At 65.2% G+C, this 16282-nt stretch carries 18 protein-coding genes and 1 pseudogene; 14 read left to right on the forward strand and 5 right to left on the reverse strand.

The annotated features are described in order from the left end of the window. The first annotated feature begins 145 nt into the window (after positions 1-145). From ON19_RS26075 to ON19_RS26090, 4 genes are read left to right on the forward strand one after another with little or no spacing between them, the layout of a single operon-like run. On the forward strand, positions 146-1918 hold the full coding sequence (locus ON19_RS26075) for a hypothetical protein (protein ID WP_227955002.1): 1773 nt from the start codon (positions 146-148) through the stop codon (positions 1916-1918). Beyond that, positions 1915-2103: a hypothetical protein gene (locus ON19_RS26080; RefSeq protein ID WP_043698411.1), complete on the forward strand. Its 189-nt coding sequence runs from the start codon at positions 1915-1917 to the stop codon at positions 2101-2103. Before ON19_RS26075 ends, ON19_RS26080 begins: the two co-directional genes overlap by 4 nt. Further along, positions 2103-2489, forward strand: coding sequence for a hypothetical protein (locus ON19_RS26085; protein ID WP_043698413.1), 387 nt, complete (start codon positions 2103-2105; stop codon positions 2487-2489). Before ON19_RS26080 ends, ON19_RS26085 begins: the two co-directional genes overlap by 1 nt. Then, positions 2486-3859 (forward strand): hypothetical protein, encoded by a 1374-nt coding sequence (locus ON19_RS26090; RefSeq protein WP_051169322.1) that lies wholly within the window; start codon positions 2486-2488, stop codon positions 3857-3859. The genes ON19_RS26085 and ON19_RS26090 overlap by 4 nt, the downstream gene beginning before the upstream one ends. A 141-nt stretch (positions 3860-4000) precedes the next feature. Here the strand turns inward: ON19_RS26090 and ON19_RS26095 are convergent, their stop codons facing one another. Next, positions 4001-5584: a PstS family phosphate ABC transporter substrate-binding protein gene (locus ON19_RS26095; protein ID WP_218006479.1), complete on the reverse strand. Its 1584-nt coding sequence runs from the start codon at positions 5582-5584 to the stop codon at positions 4001-4003. Between the two features lie 504 nt (positions 5585-6088). On the opposite strand from ON19_RS26095, the gene ON19_RS26100 reads away from it, so the two are divergent. Next, positions 6089-6439: a peptidase inhibitor family I36 protein gene (locus ON19_RS26100; RefSeq protein ID WP_043698416.1), complete on the forward strand. Its 351-nt coding sequence runs from the start codon at positions 6089-6091 to the stop codon at positions 6437-6439. 195 nt (positions 6440-6634) lie between these two features. On the opposite strand, the pseudogene ON19_RS44755 reads toward ON19_RS26100, so the two are convergent. After that, positions 6635-6934: pseudogene (locus tag ON19_RS44755) on the reverse strand (transposase); the annotation flags it as partial. 361 nt (positions 6935-7295) lie between these two features. On the opposite strand from ON19_RS44755, the gene ON19_RS26105 reads away from it, so the two are divergent. From ON19_RS26105 to ON19_RS39215, 4 genes are read left to right on the forward strand one after another with little or no spacing between them, the layout of a single operon-like run. Further along, complete coding sequence (locus ON19_RS26105; protein WP_043698419.1) at positions 7296-7586, forward strand: hypothetical protein; 291 nt, start codon at positions 7296-7298, stop codon at positions 7584-7586. 2 nt (positions 7587-7588) lie between these two features. After that, positions 7589-9280, forward strand: coding sequence for an alpha/beta hydrolase (locus ON19_RS39210; protein WP_051169324.1), 1692 nt, complete (start codon positions 7589-7591; stop codon positions 9278-9280). Positions 9281-9290: 10 nt separating this feature from the next. After that, entirely contained in the window at positions 9291-9860 is a 570-nt protein-coding gene (locus ON19_RS26115) for a hypothetical protein (protein ID WP_157229849.1), read from the forward strand. 13 nt (positions 9861-9873) lie between these two features. Further along, a complete protein-coding gene (locus tag ON19_RS39215; protein ID WP_051169325.1) occupies positions 9874-10248 on the forward strand; it encodes a YbaB/EbfC family nucleoid-associated protein in 375 nt (124 codons plus the stop codon). Positions 10249-10645: 397 nt separating this feature from the next. Here ON19_RS39215 and ON19_RS26125 read toward each other — a convergent pair whose 3' ends face one another. Together ON19_RS26125 and ON19_RS26130 are read right to left on the reverse strand one after the other, a co-directional pair. Further along, a complete protein-coding gene (locus tag ON19_RS26125; RefSeq protein WP_051169333.1) occupies positions 10646-11389 on the reverse strand; it encodes an HAD family hydrolase in 744 nt (247 codons plus the stop codon). 44 nt (positions 11390-11433) lie between these two features. Further along, on the reverse strand, positions 11434-11892 hold the full coding sequence (locus ON19_RS26130; protein ID WP_051169326.1) for a MerR family transcriptional regulator: 459 nt from the start codon (positions 11890-11892) through the stop codon (positions 11434-11436). A gap of 95 nt (positions 11893-11987) precedes the next feature. Here ON19_RS26130 and ON19_RS26135 point away from each other — a divergent pair, with 95 nt between their 5' ends. Continuing rightward, positions 11988-12761 (forward strand): SDR family NAD(P)-dependent oxidoreductase, encoded by a 774-nt coding sequence (locus tag ON19_RS26135; RefSeq protein ID WP_043698424.1) that lies wholly within the window; start codon positions 11988-11990, stop codon positions 12759-12761. Between the two features lie 89 nt (positions 12762-12850). Here ON19_RS26135 and ON19_RS26140 read toward each other — a convergent pair whose 3' ends face one another. Further along, on the reverse strand, positions 12851-13207 hold the full coding sequence (locus ON19_RS26140; RefSeq protein WP_218006480.1) for an alpha/beta fold hydrolase: 357 nt from the start codon (positions 13205-13207) through the stop codon (positions 12851-12853). 73 nt (positions 13208-13280) lie between these two features. On the opposite strand from ON19_RS26140, the gene ON19_RS42220 reads away from it, so the two are divergent. The 4 genes from ON19_RS42220 (at position 13281) to ON19_RS42225 (ending at position 15991) form a co-directional block, all read left to right on the forward strand. Then, on the forward strand, positions 13281-13733 hold the full coding sequence (locus tag ON19_RS42220) for a hypothetical protein (protein WP_169334222.1): 453 nt from the start codon (positions 13281-13283) through the stop codon (positions 13731-13733). Positions 13734-14284: 551 nt separating this feature from the next. Beyond that, positions 14285-15256 carry an AraC-like ligand-binding domain-containing protein gene (locus ON19_RS26150; RefSeq protein ID WP_043698430.1) on the forward strand — a complete coding sequence of 324 codons (972 nt, stop codon included), beginning with the start codon at positions 14285-14287 and terminating at the stop codon, positions 15254-15256. Between the two features lie 160 nt (positions 15257-15416). After that, positions 15417-15689 (forward strand): hypothetical protein, encoded by a 273-nt coding sequence (locus ON19_RS26155; RefSeq protein WP_043698432.1) that lies wholly within the window; start codon positions 15417-15419, stop codon positions 15687-15689. Positions 15690-15805: 116 nt separating this feature from the next. Next, on the forward strand, positions 15806-15991 hold the full coding sequence (locus ON19_RS42225) for a hypothetical protein (RefSeq protein ID WP_157229851.1): 186 nt from the start codon (positions 15806-15808) through the stop codon (positions 15989-15991). The last annotated feature ends 291 nt before the right edge of the window (positions 15992-16282 follow it).

Here is a 16282-nt window from a genome sequence, read left to right on the forward strand (position 1 = left end):
GTCAATTTTTATGATACCGTTCGTAACATATATCCGCTTCGTGTGATGGAGGTCTCCCGTGCGCGCAGTCGCGCATGATCAGATCGGATGGTTCGCCGCGCCGGGCACCGAGGGCGGCGGAGCGGCGCTGGACCAGGTAGCGGCCATGACCGGCGCTGCCGGGGTGGTCGCCATCGTGCTGCTGTGGATCGGTTACCTGCATCGCACCCGGCGAATCACATGGCTGCAGCGTGTGGCCGACCGTCTGGGGCGGCTGTTCAATCGACCCGGCTGGGTCGCCCTCCCGCTCGCCATGTTCCTCGCGACCATTCTGACCGCCCTGTTGGGCTTCATCTGGGACGTCAGCCTGCACGTGGGCAACGGGCGCGACGACGGGCCGCTGGCGAATCCGGCGCACTACTTCATCTTGGCGGGGTTGTTCTTCCTGTTCACCGCCGGGATGTCGGCGATCGTGCTTCCGCTGGACGAAAAGCCCGGCGCCGCGGCGGTACGGATCACCCGCACCTGGTACGCGCCCGTCGGCGGCATCCTCATAGCGGGCGCCGGTCTCTACGCGCTGATCGGCTTTCCCCTCGACGACATCTGGCACCGGCTGTTCGGTCAGGACGTCACGCTGTGGGGGCCGACGCATCTGATGCTCATCGGCGGCGCCGGTTTGTCACTGGTCGGTGTGCTGCTGCTCGAGTTCGAGGGCAGGCACAGCAAGCCCGAACCCGACCGCGCCGACGGACGGCTGATGTGGCTGCTGCGGTCCTTCGCCTTCGGCGGCCTGCTCATCGGCCTGTCGGTGTTCCAGGTGGAATTCGACTTCGGCGTGCAGCAGTTCCGGCTCGTCCTGCAACCGATGCTCATCGTGGCCGCGGCCGCCATCTCCCTCGTCGCCGCCCGCGTGAGCCTCGGGCCGTTCAGCACGCTGGTCGTCGTCGGCTTCGCCGCCCTGGTCCGCACCGTGGTCGCCGTGCTGGTCGGCGGGCCGATCATCGACGCGCCACGCAACGTCTTCCCGCTCTATCTCGGCTGCGCGGTCGTGGTGGAACTGCTCGCGCTGCTGCCGCTCACCCGGCGACCGATCTGGTGGGGCGCCGCGTGCGGACTCGGCATCGCGACGGTCGGACTGTGGCTGGAATCCCTCTGGGTCCGTGCGATGTTCGTCAATTCGTGGCCGGCCGCGATGTGGCCGGAACTGCTGGCGATGGCAGTGCCCACCGGCGTCGTGGGCGGTGTCGTCGGTGCGCTGCTGGCCATGGCATTGCGCGGTGAAGCGCTGCCGCGTCCGCCGGTGCGACGCGGGTTGATGGTCGCCGCGGTCGTGATCGTGGCAGCCGCGACCGCCAATGGCCTGCTCACCGACGTCCCGGAGCGGGCCGAGGCCACGGTCACCCTCCGGGACGCCGCATCGGACGCGGGCGGACGCATGGTGCTCGCGGACGTTCGCGTCACACCCGCCGATCTCGTCGGCTCCGACCCGGAATGGATGCAGATCCTTGCCTGGCAAGGCGGGATCGGCGCGGACAGTCCCGGTCGCGGTCTGGTCGTGGATCAGCTTCAGCGAGTGGGCTCCGGCCACTACGTGTCCACCAAACCTGTTCCGGCACATGGGACGTGGAAGACCGTGCTACGGCTGCAGGACGGCCGGGTGCTGACCGCGGCGCCGATCTTCATGGCCGCCGACCCGGGCATCGGCGTGGAAGAGGTCCCCGCCCTCGACTCGTTCACCCGGCCGTTCATCGCCGAGATCACCGTGCTGCAGCGAGAGCGCTCGTTCGATTTCCCGTCCTGGTTGTTCACCGCGGCGTCGCTGGTCGTGCTGCTGTGCAGCCTCGTCCTGGTCTGGGCGTTGTCCTGGGGCGCGGCACGAATCAACGACCGGTATCCACACGCGAGCCGACCGGCCGCGGAGCCGGTGGTTTCCCGATGACCCAGGGCTACGACGGCGTGGACGTCCTGGCCGATCATTCGATCCTGCTGGCCATCCCCGCTTTCCTGCCCGCCTTTCTGGTGGTCGCCGTCGTCGTGTTCGTCGCGCTGCGTGATCGTCGTGCGGAGGAGCGCGATCGCGCGCCCGGTTCGCCGTCCGAGCACGGCGTGGAGAAGGAGGAGTGATGGCATCGGTGCGGCGTCGGGTCGCGCTCGTCCTGCTCGGCGGTCTGCTCGTGGCAGGCTGCGCCTCGACCGATCCGGCCACCACCACCTCGACGACCGCGGTGGCCGAAGACCCGGACAGTCTCGTAGTCGCCGTGCGGATCGCCGAGGGATCGGTGAGCCCGGCCGACGTCCGCCTGGAGACTCGGGTGGGACGACCGATCGAGATCGTGGTCGACAGCGACACCGACGACGAACTGCACGTCCATGCCACGCCCGAGCACACCTTCGCGGTCACCCCGGGCACCGGACAGCGATTCCGCTTCACCGTGGACGTGCCGGGGCGGGTGGAGATCGAACTGCACCACGCGCGCCGCACAGTGGCGACGCTGCTCGTGCGCGGATGACGGTTCTGGCCCACGGCATCGGCGGAGCCGCCGATCTGCCGATCCCGCTGTCGTATGCCCTCATCGGGGCCGCATGGGCCTTGACGTTCTCCTTCGCGCTGCTGGCTTTCGCCTGGCGCGAGCCGCGTCTGGAGCCGCGATCACCGGGTGTCGCGCTCCCCGCGATCATCGGAACGGTCGTGGACTCCAGGATGGTTCGGGTCGCGATCTCGGTGGTGAGCGTGGCCGCTGCCGCCGGGGTGCTCGCGATCGGTCTGCTCGGTGCCTCCGATTCGGCCGACAATCCCGTTCCCGGTGTCGTCTACATCTTCCTGTGGGTCGGGGTCATGGTCGCCTCGCTGGTCGCCGGACCCGTCTGGAAGGTGCTGTCCCCGGCGCGCGCACTGCACCGCGCCATCTGCCTGGCGTGGCGCCGCCCGCCCGGGCACGGGCTGATCCGGTATCCCGGTTCCTGGGGGCAGTGGCCCGCGGTGCTCGGTCTGTTCTCCTTCGTGTGGCTCGAATTGGCCTACCCGGACCCGGGTTCGGTGGCGGCTGTGACCACCTGGCTGGCGGCATACCTCGTCGTGACCACGATCGGCCTGATCATCTACGGCACCGTGTGGGCCGAGCGCGCCGATCCGCTCGAGGTGTACAGCAGCCTGCTGGGCAGATTGAGCCCGTTCGGACGCCGCGCCACCGGTGAACGCGTGCTGCGTTCGCCGCTGGACAACCTGGCGGGCACTCCGGCGCGGATCGGTGGGGTGGCCGTGGCCGCCACCCTGCTCGGCTCGACGGCGTTCGACAGCTTCACCACATTTCCTTCGTGGCGCGGACTGCTGGCCGATGCGGGCAGCGGCGGATCCGATGTCCTGCCGGTCGTGCTGAACACGGCGGGACTGCTCGGGTTCATCGTTGTCGTCGGCGTCGCGTTCCGGACCGCCGCCCGGGCGACCGGCGGCCTGGACGAAGCGCAGCGGCGGCTGCTACCGGCTCGCCTCGCACACAGCCTGACACCGATCGTCGCCGGCTACCTGGTGGCCCACTATCTGACGTTTCTCGTGGAGAAAGGACAAGCGACGGTGATCTTGTTCGCGGATCCGTTCGGGCGAGGATGGAATCTCGCCGGGCTCGCCGACCGCGATGTCGCCTATGTCCTGTCCGCCCACCCCGCGGCGTTGGGGACGATCAAGGTGCTGGCCGTGGTCGTCGGCCACATCCTCGGTGTCGCCGCCGCGCACGACCGCTGCCTGCGGTTGCTGCCGCGGGCGCATCGGCTCACCGGTCAGCTGGCCCTGATGCTGACCATGGTCGGTTTCACCTTCACCGGTCTGTATCTGCTGTTAGAGCACCCATTCGGCAGCGAATTCGCCACGAAAGTGGGTTCATAGCGCGTTTCTTTACCTCATGGTTCAGGTTCGCGGGGCCGTTGCCACTCGCTCGGTGACAGGGGATGCCGATCTTCACGGCACGCACTGTCGGATCGTTTTCGGCGCGGAAGATGGAGCGACGATTCTTGAAAAGCGTGGCGTTCACGACGGCGGCTGGCAGAGCACCGGATTCTCCAGGTCGGCGCACGCAAGGTTGCCGTGTGAGCGGATGATGTCCTTGCCGACCTCTTTGGCCAGGTAGCGCAGGAAGCTCGCGACCAGGGAATCCGCTTTCGGTTCCTGATAGGTGTAGGCGTACTCGGTGCCCCAGAACGGGTAGGCACGATGGACCGCGTCGTCCCGCGTCGCCTTGTGGCCGTCGATGTGCACGAGCACCACATCGTTGTTCTTCGACGCCGAACCGAATTCGCTGTAACCGATCGCACCGTCGATTCTCGCGACCGTACTCAACATGGCTTCGGTGGAGGACTGGAAGCAGTGCGGCGTTCCGGTCGTGCCGTTTTCGATCGTTTCGCAATCGCGGGAGTTGGGACCGGACTCCCAATGCTCCAGAATCCGCTGCTGAAATGCCTGCCGGGTGCCCGAGTCCGGATAGCGGCCGACCAGTCGCACCGGCACGTCCGTGCCGCCTATCTCCTTCCAGTTTGCGATCTTTCCGTCGTAGAGTTCCTGAATCTGCTTCGGCGAGAGGTCGGACACTCCCGCCTTCTTGTTGACGACGAGCGTGAACAGAGCGAGCGCGATGGGCTGGGCCAGCAATTCCGGATACTTGTCCGGCTTGACTCCGTCGGTGATCGCCACCATGGCGGGACTCCGCTGCTCCCGCTTCCCGGTCTCGTTCAACTTCTGCAATCCGGAATCGCTGCTGTCGAAATCGAAAGCGAATTGCGCTCCCGGACAGGTCTTGCGGTACGACTCCGCGGCGTCCTTCATGACCGCCGAAAATGCCGTCGATCCGGTGAGAGTCAGATTGCCGGACGCGCAGTCCAGCGGAGCCGAATCCGGGCTCTGGAGGATGGTCACGGTGGTAGTGACACCGAGACCCACGATGACCACCACCAAGAACGCGATCAAGGTCAGCACACGCTTGGACCATTCGGTGGGTGCCTCGGTCTCGGTCACGGTGCCACCCTCGATGGCCGTGTGAACCTCCGCGGGTGCGGACACATACCGGTGGAAGCGGGAGCCGCCGGAATCCCAGCGCCGCAGGACGGCCAGAATCTTGTAGTGGCCGCGACGTTTCAGCGGCACCCTCGGCAGATCGATGATTCCCGCGCCTGCCGCCTCGTCGTCGAACATCCGAATGCGCGGGTCTCCGTTGCGCTGCTGTTCGAGGTTCAGGCCCAGCGTGCCTCGCAGTTCGGTGACCGCGACGCCGAGCACCCTACGACCGGGAAGGCGCACCCGCACACCGGTCGGATTGTCGTCGTTGACCAGATAATCGGACCCGACGATATCGGTGACACCGTGGTTGTGGACGCGCAACAGCACGATCGACACGTCGGCCAGATCGGTGCCCGCAGGCAAGGTGAGATTCTCGAACACTTGCGCATGCCCGGACTGCACCTCACCTGTCAGCGGGGTGTCCATCTGGACGCGATACCCCAACCGCTTGCGTCCGGCGATGCCGAACTCCCACACGGCAGCGCACACCGGGACGATGACACCGAGAAGGGCGAGAACCAGACCGACAATGCCGATGATGGCCTCGAGTTCCACAGCCACACCTCCTCCCCCTGAGATTTCAATTCGAATCAGATTGTGCAGGAGAGCTACTCGCGAAACGTCACCCGACAACAAAAGTTGGCTGGCTGTTCATCGACCTCGCGATCACGTCCTCGCACTATTGCGGAAAGAACCGCAAACAAGAGGCCGTCCAGTTTGATTGCGCGCATGCCAGTGGATCAAGATCTCGGTCACATCGACCACGCTGAACGTTCTCCTCGTCAAACCAAGCTCCCACCGCTCGAACCGATGGAAGCAGCCAACTTCATGCGAGGACCGCACCAGCCGCCACGCACTCACCAGGAGTGGGGAATTACGTGAGCGGCCACCTGAGGAATTACATGAGCGGAAGCCAGCTCGCCGGGGGAATTCCGTGAGCACCGACACCACCAGGGTTCCTCGGCGCGAGGTCAAGTTCGTCCTATATCCCACTATCTGATTGCGCGATGCTTGGGACGGGGCGCCTCGCAACCGAAACCGAACTACATGACAGGAGTTCGACAGATGAAGAGGATCATCACCACCGTGGCCGCTGTACTCGCCACCGGGGGAGGAATCACGTTCGCCGCGCCGGCGGGAGCGCAGCCACCGTGCGACGACGGCAATTTCTGCATCTTCCACGATAAAGGAGGTGGCGGCAGCCACTACTCGCTCGATCAAGGTATCGGCGACCTGGGCGGGGTCGCCGGCGGTCTCAATGACCACGTGTTTTCGGTGTGGAACAGAGACGACCGGAACTGGTGCCTGTACGCCGACGCAGACCATGGCAACCAGCTCCTGCTCGTCACGCGTGGTCCGCTGATCGACCTGGAAGAGCGCGTGGCCTTCCAGGTGTCCTCGGTGGAACCCTGCTAGCGCAGGAATGTCGAGCGTGACGGACCGGATCGGCCGGACTTGTTGCGTCACAGCCAGACCGACGGCAGGGACGGGCGCGCGGTTGACCGGCGAATTCGGGTGTGTCGTCCGGCGGCGGGTCTGAGCGCAGCGAAGCGTGACGTCCGGGTAGGAGCGAGAGATGTCGTTTTCCCACCAGGCGCTGAGTCGGTTGAGGTTGATGCCCGCAGCGGTCAGCAGGTGCTGGAGGCTCGTTTTGGCCAGGCCGCGATAGCGGGAGCGGCGCAGGCCGCAGGGTCGGATACCCCCTGAGCGATAGTGCCTTCCACGCCCGCGCGGTGCTGGTAGCTGCCACTGCTCGGTCTGTTGTTCGGCGCGAGCGAGTTGGAGAGCCTGGTGCTGGGCGCGATGCCGCAGGGTGAGCCGCCGACCTGAACCGGAGCGGATGCGCTGCTCCCGAGCGGGGCAGGATCGACACGCTGAGCTGGGGAATCGACCCCTGACGACCGGGATCCCGTCCTGGGACCGATCGGCTTTCCAGGATCAGGAGCAGGTGCCCTGCGGGCAGGTCACCTGCTCCTGGCTCGATACCTGGTCAATTTTGTTCTATACGGATCCCCCAGTGCTCCGCATCCTTTGCGGTGCCGGGAGTTTCCAGCAAAGGGGAGATGATTCATGTTCGGTACGAGGGGGGACAGGGCAGCCGTGGGGTCGGCCTCGCCCGCGGGCCCCACGATCGCCGTGTTCGCGAGTGGCAAGCACAGCCGACATCGCAGCGCACACTCGACGGGGTTCGCCGTGGACTCGTGGGTCGCGGTTCGAGCGGGTGCCTTGGCACGCAGCGGTTCGCTCGGTGTCGCCACCGTCAGGGGCAGCGATGGGTGAGCTCTTGGAGGTTGATCTCGACACGCTGCGCTGGCTCGGAGGGCAGCTGGGAGGACACGCCGATGCGATCACCACGCTGCGGCTCTCGGCGGTCGTGAATATGGGTGATTCGCCGATCCAGGCTGTGTCCGCGCAGGTCGGTACCGCTGTGCTCGAGGTGTTCGGGCTGATCGGCGGCAATCTGAAGGAGCTGTCGGAGAAGACTGTCGGCGCGGTCAAGACCTATGAGGACTTCGAGCAGGTCAATACCGATCTACTGAACCGATACAACGAGGGCCGGTGAGCATGGCCACCCTCAGCCACGTCTTCGCCAGCAACCCGCAGTCGATGATCGACTTCGCCGCCGACCTCACGACGCAGAACGACACATTCACCGACCGCGTCGAACAAGCGACCCGCGACGTGAACCGTGGCATGGACAGCTGGAAGGGCAACGCCGCGGCCGCCGGGTCCGCTCGCAACTTGGCGAATCGGATGGAGGCCAATCACCTCGCCACCTCGATCGTCGCGATCGCCGACCACTACAACTCCTACGCACCCGCACTCGAGGCCACTCGACGCTCGCTGCTGAGCATCGTTCAAACCGGCCTGCCCAAGATGGGAATGACCGTCGACGACGCGGGCAATGTCACCGCGCCCCGGCTGCCCGTCGCCGGTACCAGATACTCGCCGGAGACCGTGGCGATGCTGCAGCAGATACTCGACGGTGAGGCGGCGGGTTACCAGGCCCGCATCAAGGCTCTGCTGACCGAGTTCGGCGATACCGAAACCAACGCGGCGCAGGCGATCAGCGGTGAACTCGCCGAACTCGGCGAATACCGTGGCGACCCCGACGGACCGCCTATCCGGCCGGAGATCCTCGCCCTGGTGAACAGTGACGAGGTACGCGCCGATCCGAAAAAACTGCACGACCTGTGGCAAACACTCACCGCGGCGGAGAAGGACGAGCTGTACCGCAGCGACCCCTTCCTCGGCAACCGCGACGGTATCCCACAGGTCGACCGCGATCACTACAACCGGCGCCACCTGGTCGACCTGCGCGCCGCAGCCCAACGCCGACTAGACGAACTTCAAGCGAATCCGCCTCAGAAGCGGGGTCTCGACCCTATCGATGACGCGCTGCGCGAGTCGGAGTGGCAGCGAAAGGTCGATGAGGCCAAGCACAAGGTGTCCGAGTACGACGGTGTGGCAAATGGATTGAAGCCCGGTGCGGACCAGGCACCACGGCTGTTGTCGATGCTCGACGATCAGGGGCGCGCGGCGATCGCGGTCGGAAACCCGGATACCGCGGGCAACGTCGTGACCTACATTCCAGGCACGTATGCCGATATCGCGACGATCGGCGACGGGGCCGAGCGCGCGGAACGAATGCGCTGGGCGGCCGAGGACGCGGATCCGTCGACGCGGACATCTGTTGTCGCGTGGTACGGCTACGACGCGCCGCCGGATCTGCCCCGGGCCGCTTTGGATTCGTACGCGGTGGCCGCGGCCGAACCGCTGGACAATTTCCAGGCCGGATTGCGTGCCACCCACGATGGTGGCCGGTCCACCAACACCGTGGTCGGTTACAGCTACGGGACAACAGTGATCGGCCACGCGGCCACCGTTTCGGAAGATAGCGACGGCAAGTTGGTTCCTCACACGCTCGACGCCGACAAGCTGATTCTTGTCGGCAGCCCGGGCATAGATGCCGACAGTCCGAAGCAGTTACACCTCGCCGGAGTGAATCCGGAGAACAACGCTGAACACATCTGGATCACCACGAACGAGAACGACACGATCCAGGTCACGCCAGCAGTCGTCCATGGTTACCAACCTGTGATGGTGCCCGGCTTCGGGCAGAATTTCTACTCGGAGGGCTCGGAGGACGGCGGGTTGAGCACCGAGGCGCACGAGTCATATTGGAATCTCGGAAATCCCGGCCTGACGAATATGGGCAGGATCATCAGTGGCGTCGGGGAATTGGAGATGCGATGAGCAGACACCCGTGGTCGATCCTGCCTGTCGCCGTCATGGCGGCCAGGACGGCGACAGCGTTCGGTCAGGTCGCAACACCGGAAGGAACATCTCAGCCATGACAGACGGCATCCCGGTCGAGGCGAGGCTGACCGAGGCAGCGGCACGGCGGCGGATCATCGACCAGCTGACCGACACACTGCGGCTGCTGCCCGCCGGTGTGTCACTGACGTGGCAGCACCCCGAGTTCCCCGAAACCGTCTTCGGCGATGCGACAGTCGTCTCGTGCGTGGACGACGACAGCGTGCCGGACCCGCCGTATAACATCGCCGCGATGTACTGGGTAGCCGGGGTTCCTACAGGCAAGCGCGCCCAGTACCTGGAGCTGTTCGTTCGGGCCTGGGATGCGCTGGGCTGGAGGCCTCTTCGCGACAACGCGGACCCGCGGATGCCGCAAGTTCGCGCCGGTACCCCCGACAGGTACCTACTGACCCTCAGACAGAATTTGCGCGGCGATCTGTCGGTGTCAGTGTCGTCGCCGTGCTTCCCGCACGACAAACGCGGCGGCGATGTGAATCCGTCGACCATCAACCATCCGTGAGGCAGGCACGCCGATGTCGCAAGGACGCAAAGATTTCGAGGAGTTGGGTGCGAAGGTGCAGCGCGCACAGCACGCGCTTGCCGAGATCCGGAGTATCGGCACCAGCGGGGGAATCCGGGTGGAAGTCGACGCGGAGAACCACCTGCTGTCGGTGTCGGTCCCGGACGCGCACGAGATCATCGAGGCGTACAACGCCGCCGTCGCCAACAAGCGAGATATGGTCGATGAAGCCATGCGCGAAGTAACCAACGATGCTCGCGTCGAGGCGATATCCACTTTCACCCGGGCGGCTGCCGCGTTGCGGGACGCCCAACGGCAGGAGCAGCCGTCCTGGGAGGAGCACCCGGGCAACGACTCTCATTCGTTCTGGAGCGATCGCAGCTTCTGATCCGGTCGGCCCGGCGCTGTCTGCTCGGCAATCTACGAATGTGACGTGTGCATCACGGAATAATCCACATTTTGCCCATCCACGACGCGGGCACCTCATTCCGCGGCGGGATTCTACTGATCAACCCTTCCGGGGTTTCGCCGGTCAGTCGGCGAATAGCGGTATCCGAGAATCACGTTGAGTGTACGCATGCGGAGTTCTCCGTACCCATGGCGGCAGAGACTGCCGTAGGGCGGCCGCAGGTACCGAGTTCGAACTTGCGGAACTCGAAGTGCTGTGGAACTCGCGCCATTCCTGATCGGTGGGTTTGCGGTATTCCGCTTCGGGCGGCGGTCCGGGTGAGTGTCGAGGAAGGCCGGTAAGTACGGACGAGTTGCTCAGGAACGAAATGGTGATGTCAGATATCGGAACTGTCTGAATGCCTGATCGGTCCGGTGAGTAGCGGCTTTAGTTCGGTGAGGGTGGTGAGGCGCGGAACGGATGTGACGGTCCCGATGCGTTCCCGGTCGAGCCAGATCCCACGCATGCCGGCGCGGGTGGCAGCTTCGGCATCGGTATGAAGCCGGTCTCCGATATATGCCACTCGCGACGGATCGAGTCCGAGCTGGTCGCAGGCGGCGGCGAAGATTCGCCCATCGGGTTTGGCTGCACCCGCCTCGCTCGAGATCGTGACGTAGGGCAAGGCGGCGGCGAGTCCGACATGGTGGATTTTGCGGCGCTGCTGATGGGCATCTCCGTTCGTGATCACACCGAGGCGCAGCCGAGGGTGGTTTGCAGTCAGCGACGCGACGGCTGGACCCACGTCGGGGTAGGGGCGCCAAGCCCGCTCATAGTGCTGGAGATAGCGCGCGAACCAGGCGTCCGCCTGCGCCGTGGTCCAAGAGCCCAGACCGAGTTCTTCGGCCAGACAGGCGATTCGCAGGCGGCGTTGCTCGATGAAGGTCAATTCGCCCGCCAGGTAGCGGTCCATCATCGTGGCTTCCAGCTCCAACCAGCGGCGGGTCACAAGATCCTGATCGATGACTGGTTGCTCGGGGTTGCCGAGGAAGGTGGCGGTGACCGCTGCCGCGGCGGCCGACCGGTGATCGATCAGCGTTCCGTCGAGATCGAACAACACGGCGTCGACGCTGACGGTGTTCATGCTGATCACGCCCTTCGGTGGTGCGGCGGTCGACTTCTGCCGGACTATCCGTATTCGTGGGGATCCGGGGCAGTGACAGCGGAATTTCGGTCATACGCCGCCGCTGCGAGTGCTGCGGCGTGTGCTCGCAGCATGCGGTGGTGTACCGGGCAGTCGTCTAGGTTATCGTGCCGGCAGTCCAGAGCGTGTTGAAGCGCTGTCTGTGCCCGCTGGATCTTCTGGACGCGGTGGTCGAGTTCGCGCAGTTTGGCCGAGGCGATGTCCCGCCAGTTCGAAGTGGTTCGGCCAGTCGGGTCGAGGAAGTCCGCGATCTCGGACAGGGTGAAGCCGGCCAGTTTGAGCACGTCGATGAAAGCCACTTGTTCGACGGCGCTCTCGTCGTAGAACCGTTTGCCTCCAACGCGTCCGGTGGTGCGTAGCAGACCCTTGCGTTCGTAGAAACGCAGGGCAGACGACGCCAGCCCGGTACGCGCCCGAAGTTCCGATATCGACAGCTCACCCATTGACTTGAACCATAGTTCAAGGTGCATGCTGCTCGAGACGTCGCAGTCGAGGCGACACCAGAGTGGCCGCAAGAAACGAACGGGGAGGATTTCCGATGTCGAGTGGAACGCGCGTCGCCGTAGTCACGGGCGCCGGCAGGGGGATCGGGCTTGCGATCGTGCAGGCACTGGTCGAGGACGGGTTCACGGTAATCGCAGGCAGCCGTACGGTCACCGATGCGCTGCGGAACGCGACACCGGATGCGCTGGAGATCGATCTGGCGACCATCGATGGGCCCGCGCGCCTCATACAGCACGCTGTCGACCGGTGTGGAGGGATCGATCTGCTGGTCAACAACGTCGCAGGCACCTCGAAACCCGCTGGTGGATTCGGGCAACTCGACGATGACGCGTGGTTATACACGTTCGATCTGACGTTCATGTCGGCCGTCCGTGCGACGCGAGCGGCGCTGCCGAGTCTCCTGGACCGCCGCGGCTCGGTGGTCAACATCAGTTCGGTCAACGCCAAGCTGGCGCAGCCGCGGTTGATCGCCCAGTCGGCGGCCAAAGCGGCGCTGTCGAACCTCGGTAAATCACTCGCCGAGGAGTTCGGTGGCCGTGGGCTGCGGGTGAACACGATCTCCCCAGGCCCGGTATGGACCGATGTGTGGACTTCCCCGGGTGGGCCCGGCGACGTGCTCGCCAGGCAGGCAGACATCCCCCGGGAGGATCTCGCGGCGAAGCTTCCAACGGCAGTTGGTGTGTCAACCGGACGCTTCACCGAACCGCAGGAGATTGCTGCGCTCGTGGTGTTCCTGGCGTCCGGTCGAGTCGCCAACATGAGCGGCTCGGAACTCGTGATCGACGGCGGGATGATGAAGACAGTTTGAGAACCGCCGAGCCCGACGCGATCGCGCAGGCGTGGCCGCGAGCAGCGGTGCGGATGTGCGATGCACCTTCGCGGAAGTCGTTCCGATATTCACTTCGACGTATGCGCGAGGATGGCGGCGGCCAGCTCCTCGTGTACTTCCAGGGGCAGCGTGTGGCCCATGCCCGCCACGATCATCAGCTGTGCCTCCGGGATCTGCTCGGCGATAATCGTGCCGTGGCCGGGTTTGGCCGGCTCGTGGCTGCCCTCGATAACCAGCGTGGGCGCTTTCACCTGGTGCAGCACGTCCATTGGCTCGAAGTCCGGCTCGGCGGCTGCGGCTAGTCGGTGGTTGGACACTGCGGACAGGTCGCGGGCCCGGTCGTAGATCCGTTCCTGTAGCCGACGCGCCGCGTCTTCGTCGAACGGCAGCCCGGTGCCGTGCAGCAGGCGTTGCTCGGCGATCATGCCGTCGATCCGGGCGCGCCGGTCCTCTGGCGGTGGGGTGGCGATCAGTTCGCGGACCTCGAGGAGGCACCTGATGTGCCTGTCGCTAGTCGTGGAAGTGTCAGCCCTCGACATTGCAAATGTCGTCGACCGCTACCTCAGCGAGGACTCGAAACCCTCGGGCACGCCGAACACATACACCGGTCCCAGTGACAATCTGCCCTCCAGCAATGCGGGGGATCCTCGGCTCGGTCATCTCCTCGTTCAACGCGGTCTCGAGGACCGTCTTGGTGAATTGTTTAGCAACCTGTTCGGACCGGTCGAAGACAAGCCTTGCTCCCTGGCGGACGAACACCAGGGCCGCAGTCAAGCAAGCCGCGTAGCGCAGCGGGTACCCGCATCCGCACATTCTGGCCGTCGTCGCCGCGAGGTGGGCGAGCGGCAGTGCTTCCTTGGGTCGGCGATGGTCGTGGTGCTGAATATTCAGTGGCCGCCACAGGTGCTCGGACTGTTCGGATGGTGCGCATCCGGCTTTTCGGACCTGTAGCGGATGGCCGGATCATATTGTGGCACAATATAAATCGTAGTCGTTCGCGGGGGATGGCCATGCTTGTGCATGAGTTCGGCACCTTGGGGTTGCCGAGGGCGGACCAGCTGGACTGTTGGCGCGACCTGATGGACCAGTGGTTCGTTCCCATCCGGCTTCGCAGCGCCACCGGTAGCGGCTTTTCCGCCTCAGCGCGGGTGCTGGCATGGGACGGCGTGCAGATCTCCGCGCCGGCAAATCCGTCCGGGCGGGCACTCACACTCGCCTCGGTCACCGTGGACCTGCTGTCCGCCGCACTGGCCGCGCCGCTGGAGACTGCAGAAGCTGTTCGCCGCGGGCGCCGCCACATGCGCGGCCTGGATCCGGCGGCTCCGCCTGGAACGCTGTCGCCGCGACCTGGCCACACGCACAGGCAGGAACCCGCGCCCGCCGCGCCCGCATGTCCTGGCATCGGAGACAGCAGGTCTGCGGACTGCGTCGCCACAACGGTGATCGCGGCTCGTTCGGCAGGGACTTGCCCACTCACGCCATTCGAAGGGAGATAGGTAGCGATGCTGGTGACCGAGTTCAGCACAGAGAGCTTGTCGATCGAGGACCAGTTGGCGTGCTGGCTGGACCTCATGGATCGTGACCTTGTTCCCACTCGGATGCGCAGCACCACCGAGGAGGGCTTTGCGGGCCGGGCGCGGACGCTGACCTGGGAAGGCGTACAGATCTCCGTGATGTCCTACCCGTCGGTGCAGGTTACGCGGACTCCGAAGCTGATCCGGCAGTCCGATCCGGAGGCCTACCAGGTCAACCTTGTGCTGGACGGTGAGGCTGCGATCCGTCAGGCGGGCAGGGAGGCGATCTTCGGTGCCGGTGAGTTCGCAGTGTTCGACACCTCTCGCCCGTTCGAAGGATGGCGTTCTTGCGGTCTCGGTGGTCGATCCATGACGCTGCAGATCTCCCGGGCGCTGCTGCCGCTGCCCGCAGGCGGGATCGACCGGCTCACCGCCATCCCCTTCGGCGCGCACCACGGCATAGGCGCTGCATTCGCCCGTTGGCTGACCGATCTCACCACACGGGCCGACGAGTTCAGCCCCGCCGACGCACCCACACTCACCTCCGTCACCGTGGACCTGCTGTCGGCTGTCCTCGCCGCACCCATCGACGCCGAGGGAATGCTGGTCCCCGAGTCGGGTCGGCGTGCTCTGCGATTGCAGATCAACGGCTTCATCGAACAGCGACTCGGTGACCCCGCTCTGACGCCGAAGGCGATCGCCGAGGCTCACCACATCTCCTTGCGCAGCCTGCAACAACTGTTTGCGGCGGACAAGACCACCCCGGCGACCTGGATACGCCGACGCCGATTGGAACGCTGCCGCCGCGACCTGGTCAACCCGTATTTGCGCCATCGACCCATCCATTCGATCGCGGCCCGGTGGGGATTCACCGACCCGGCACACTTCAGCCGTGTGTTCCGTAAGTCATTCGGCCTGCCGCCCAGCGACTACCGCCATAACGCCCTTCTGCGCGAATAGCCAAGTCCGCTGCGCGAATGGACAAGGACCGACACGTTCCTTTCCGACATACTGAACTCGATACCAACGTTCCGATCTCTTTTAGCGTTGGTCGGAACCGGACGGGTTCTCAACGGCGCGAACCCATTCTGGTGTGCCAGGGAACTGAGGGGATGACTCGATGCAAACGACCATTCGGAGGATCGCGGCATCGGCCGCCACGACCGCTGCCGCCGCAGCCTGCATTCTCTTCACCGCAGCACCCGCTCAGGCCGACGCGGCTGACTGCGTGTGGTATCTGGAAAGTGTCGGCTACGTTGCCGGTGAGGGGGTGTACAACGCGTGCCTGAGTGGCGAGGGCGCCGTCGGCACCACCCTGTGTCTTCAGGCTCTTTACGATCTTCGGGTCGCCCAAGGACACGCCAACGAGGCATGCGGCCGGGCGCAGTGGTGAGTGGCCCCTTCGGGGCGAAGTGCCGGTGACGAAACGTGCGCGGCAGCCCGCTCGGCCGAACGCGCGGAGGTCGGCCGGCACTCAGGTGAGTAATCCCGACCTGAAAGGAATGTTCTATGAGAAAGCGCATCCCGAGAATCGCCGCGCTGGCTGCCACGGCCGTCGCGACTTCCGCGCTCGCCATCGTCACGGCAGGCCCGGCGCAGGCGGACACGGCTGACTGCACCTGGTATCTCGACCACATGGGTTACTCGGTCGGAGACAAAGCCACTGACGCATGTACTAAAGCGGCAGCCAACTAGGGGGCGATGGCTGGGCGTACTGCGACGACGACCTGCGCGCCCTCGGCGTCCACCCGAACCACTCGGCCGAAGCATGCTGGCGCGGACTGAAGTGGTAGATACGAATCCTCGGCGGTTGTGACGAGGCATCCTGTCCCATCGACTCGCACAGCACCTCGATCGCACCGGTCCGAAAGCGACCTTCCCCCGATTTCCTCTGTCATGAACAAGTTCTCGACATCTGCAGAATCTTGTCGAGGGAGTTGCAGTGCAGCTGGGAGCGCTTGTGGCACAGAAATTATGGCAAATAGC

This window comes from Nocardia abscessus NBRC 100374 (assembly GCF_000308455.1).
Classification (GTDB): Bacteria; Actinomycetota; Actinomycetes; order Mycobacteriales; family Mycobacteriaceae; genus Nocardia; species Nocardia abscessus.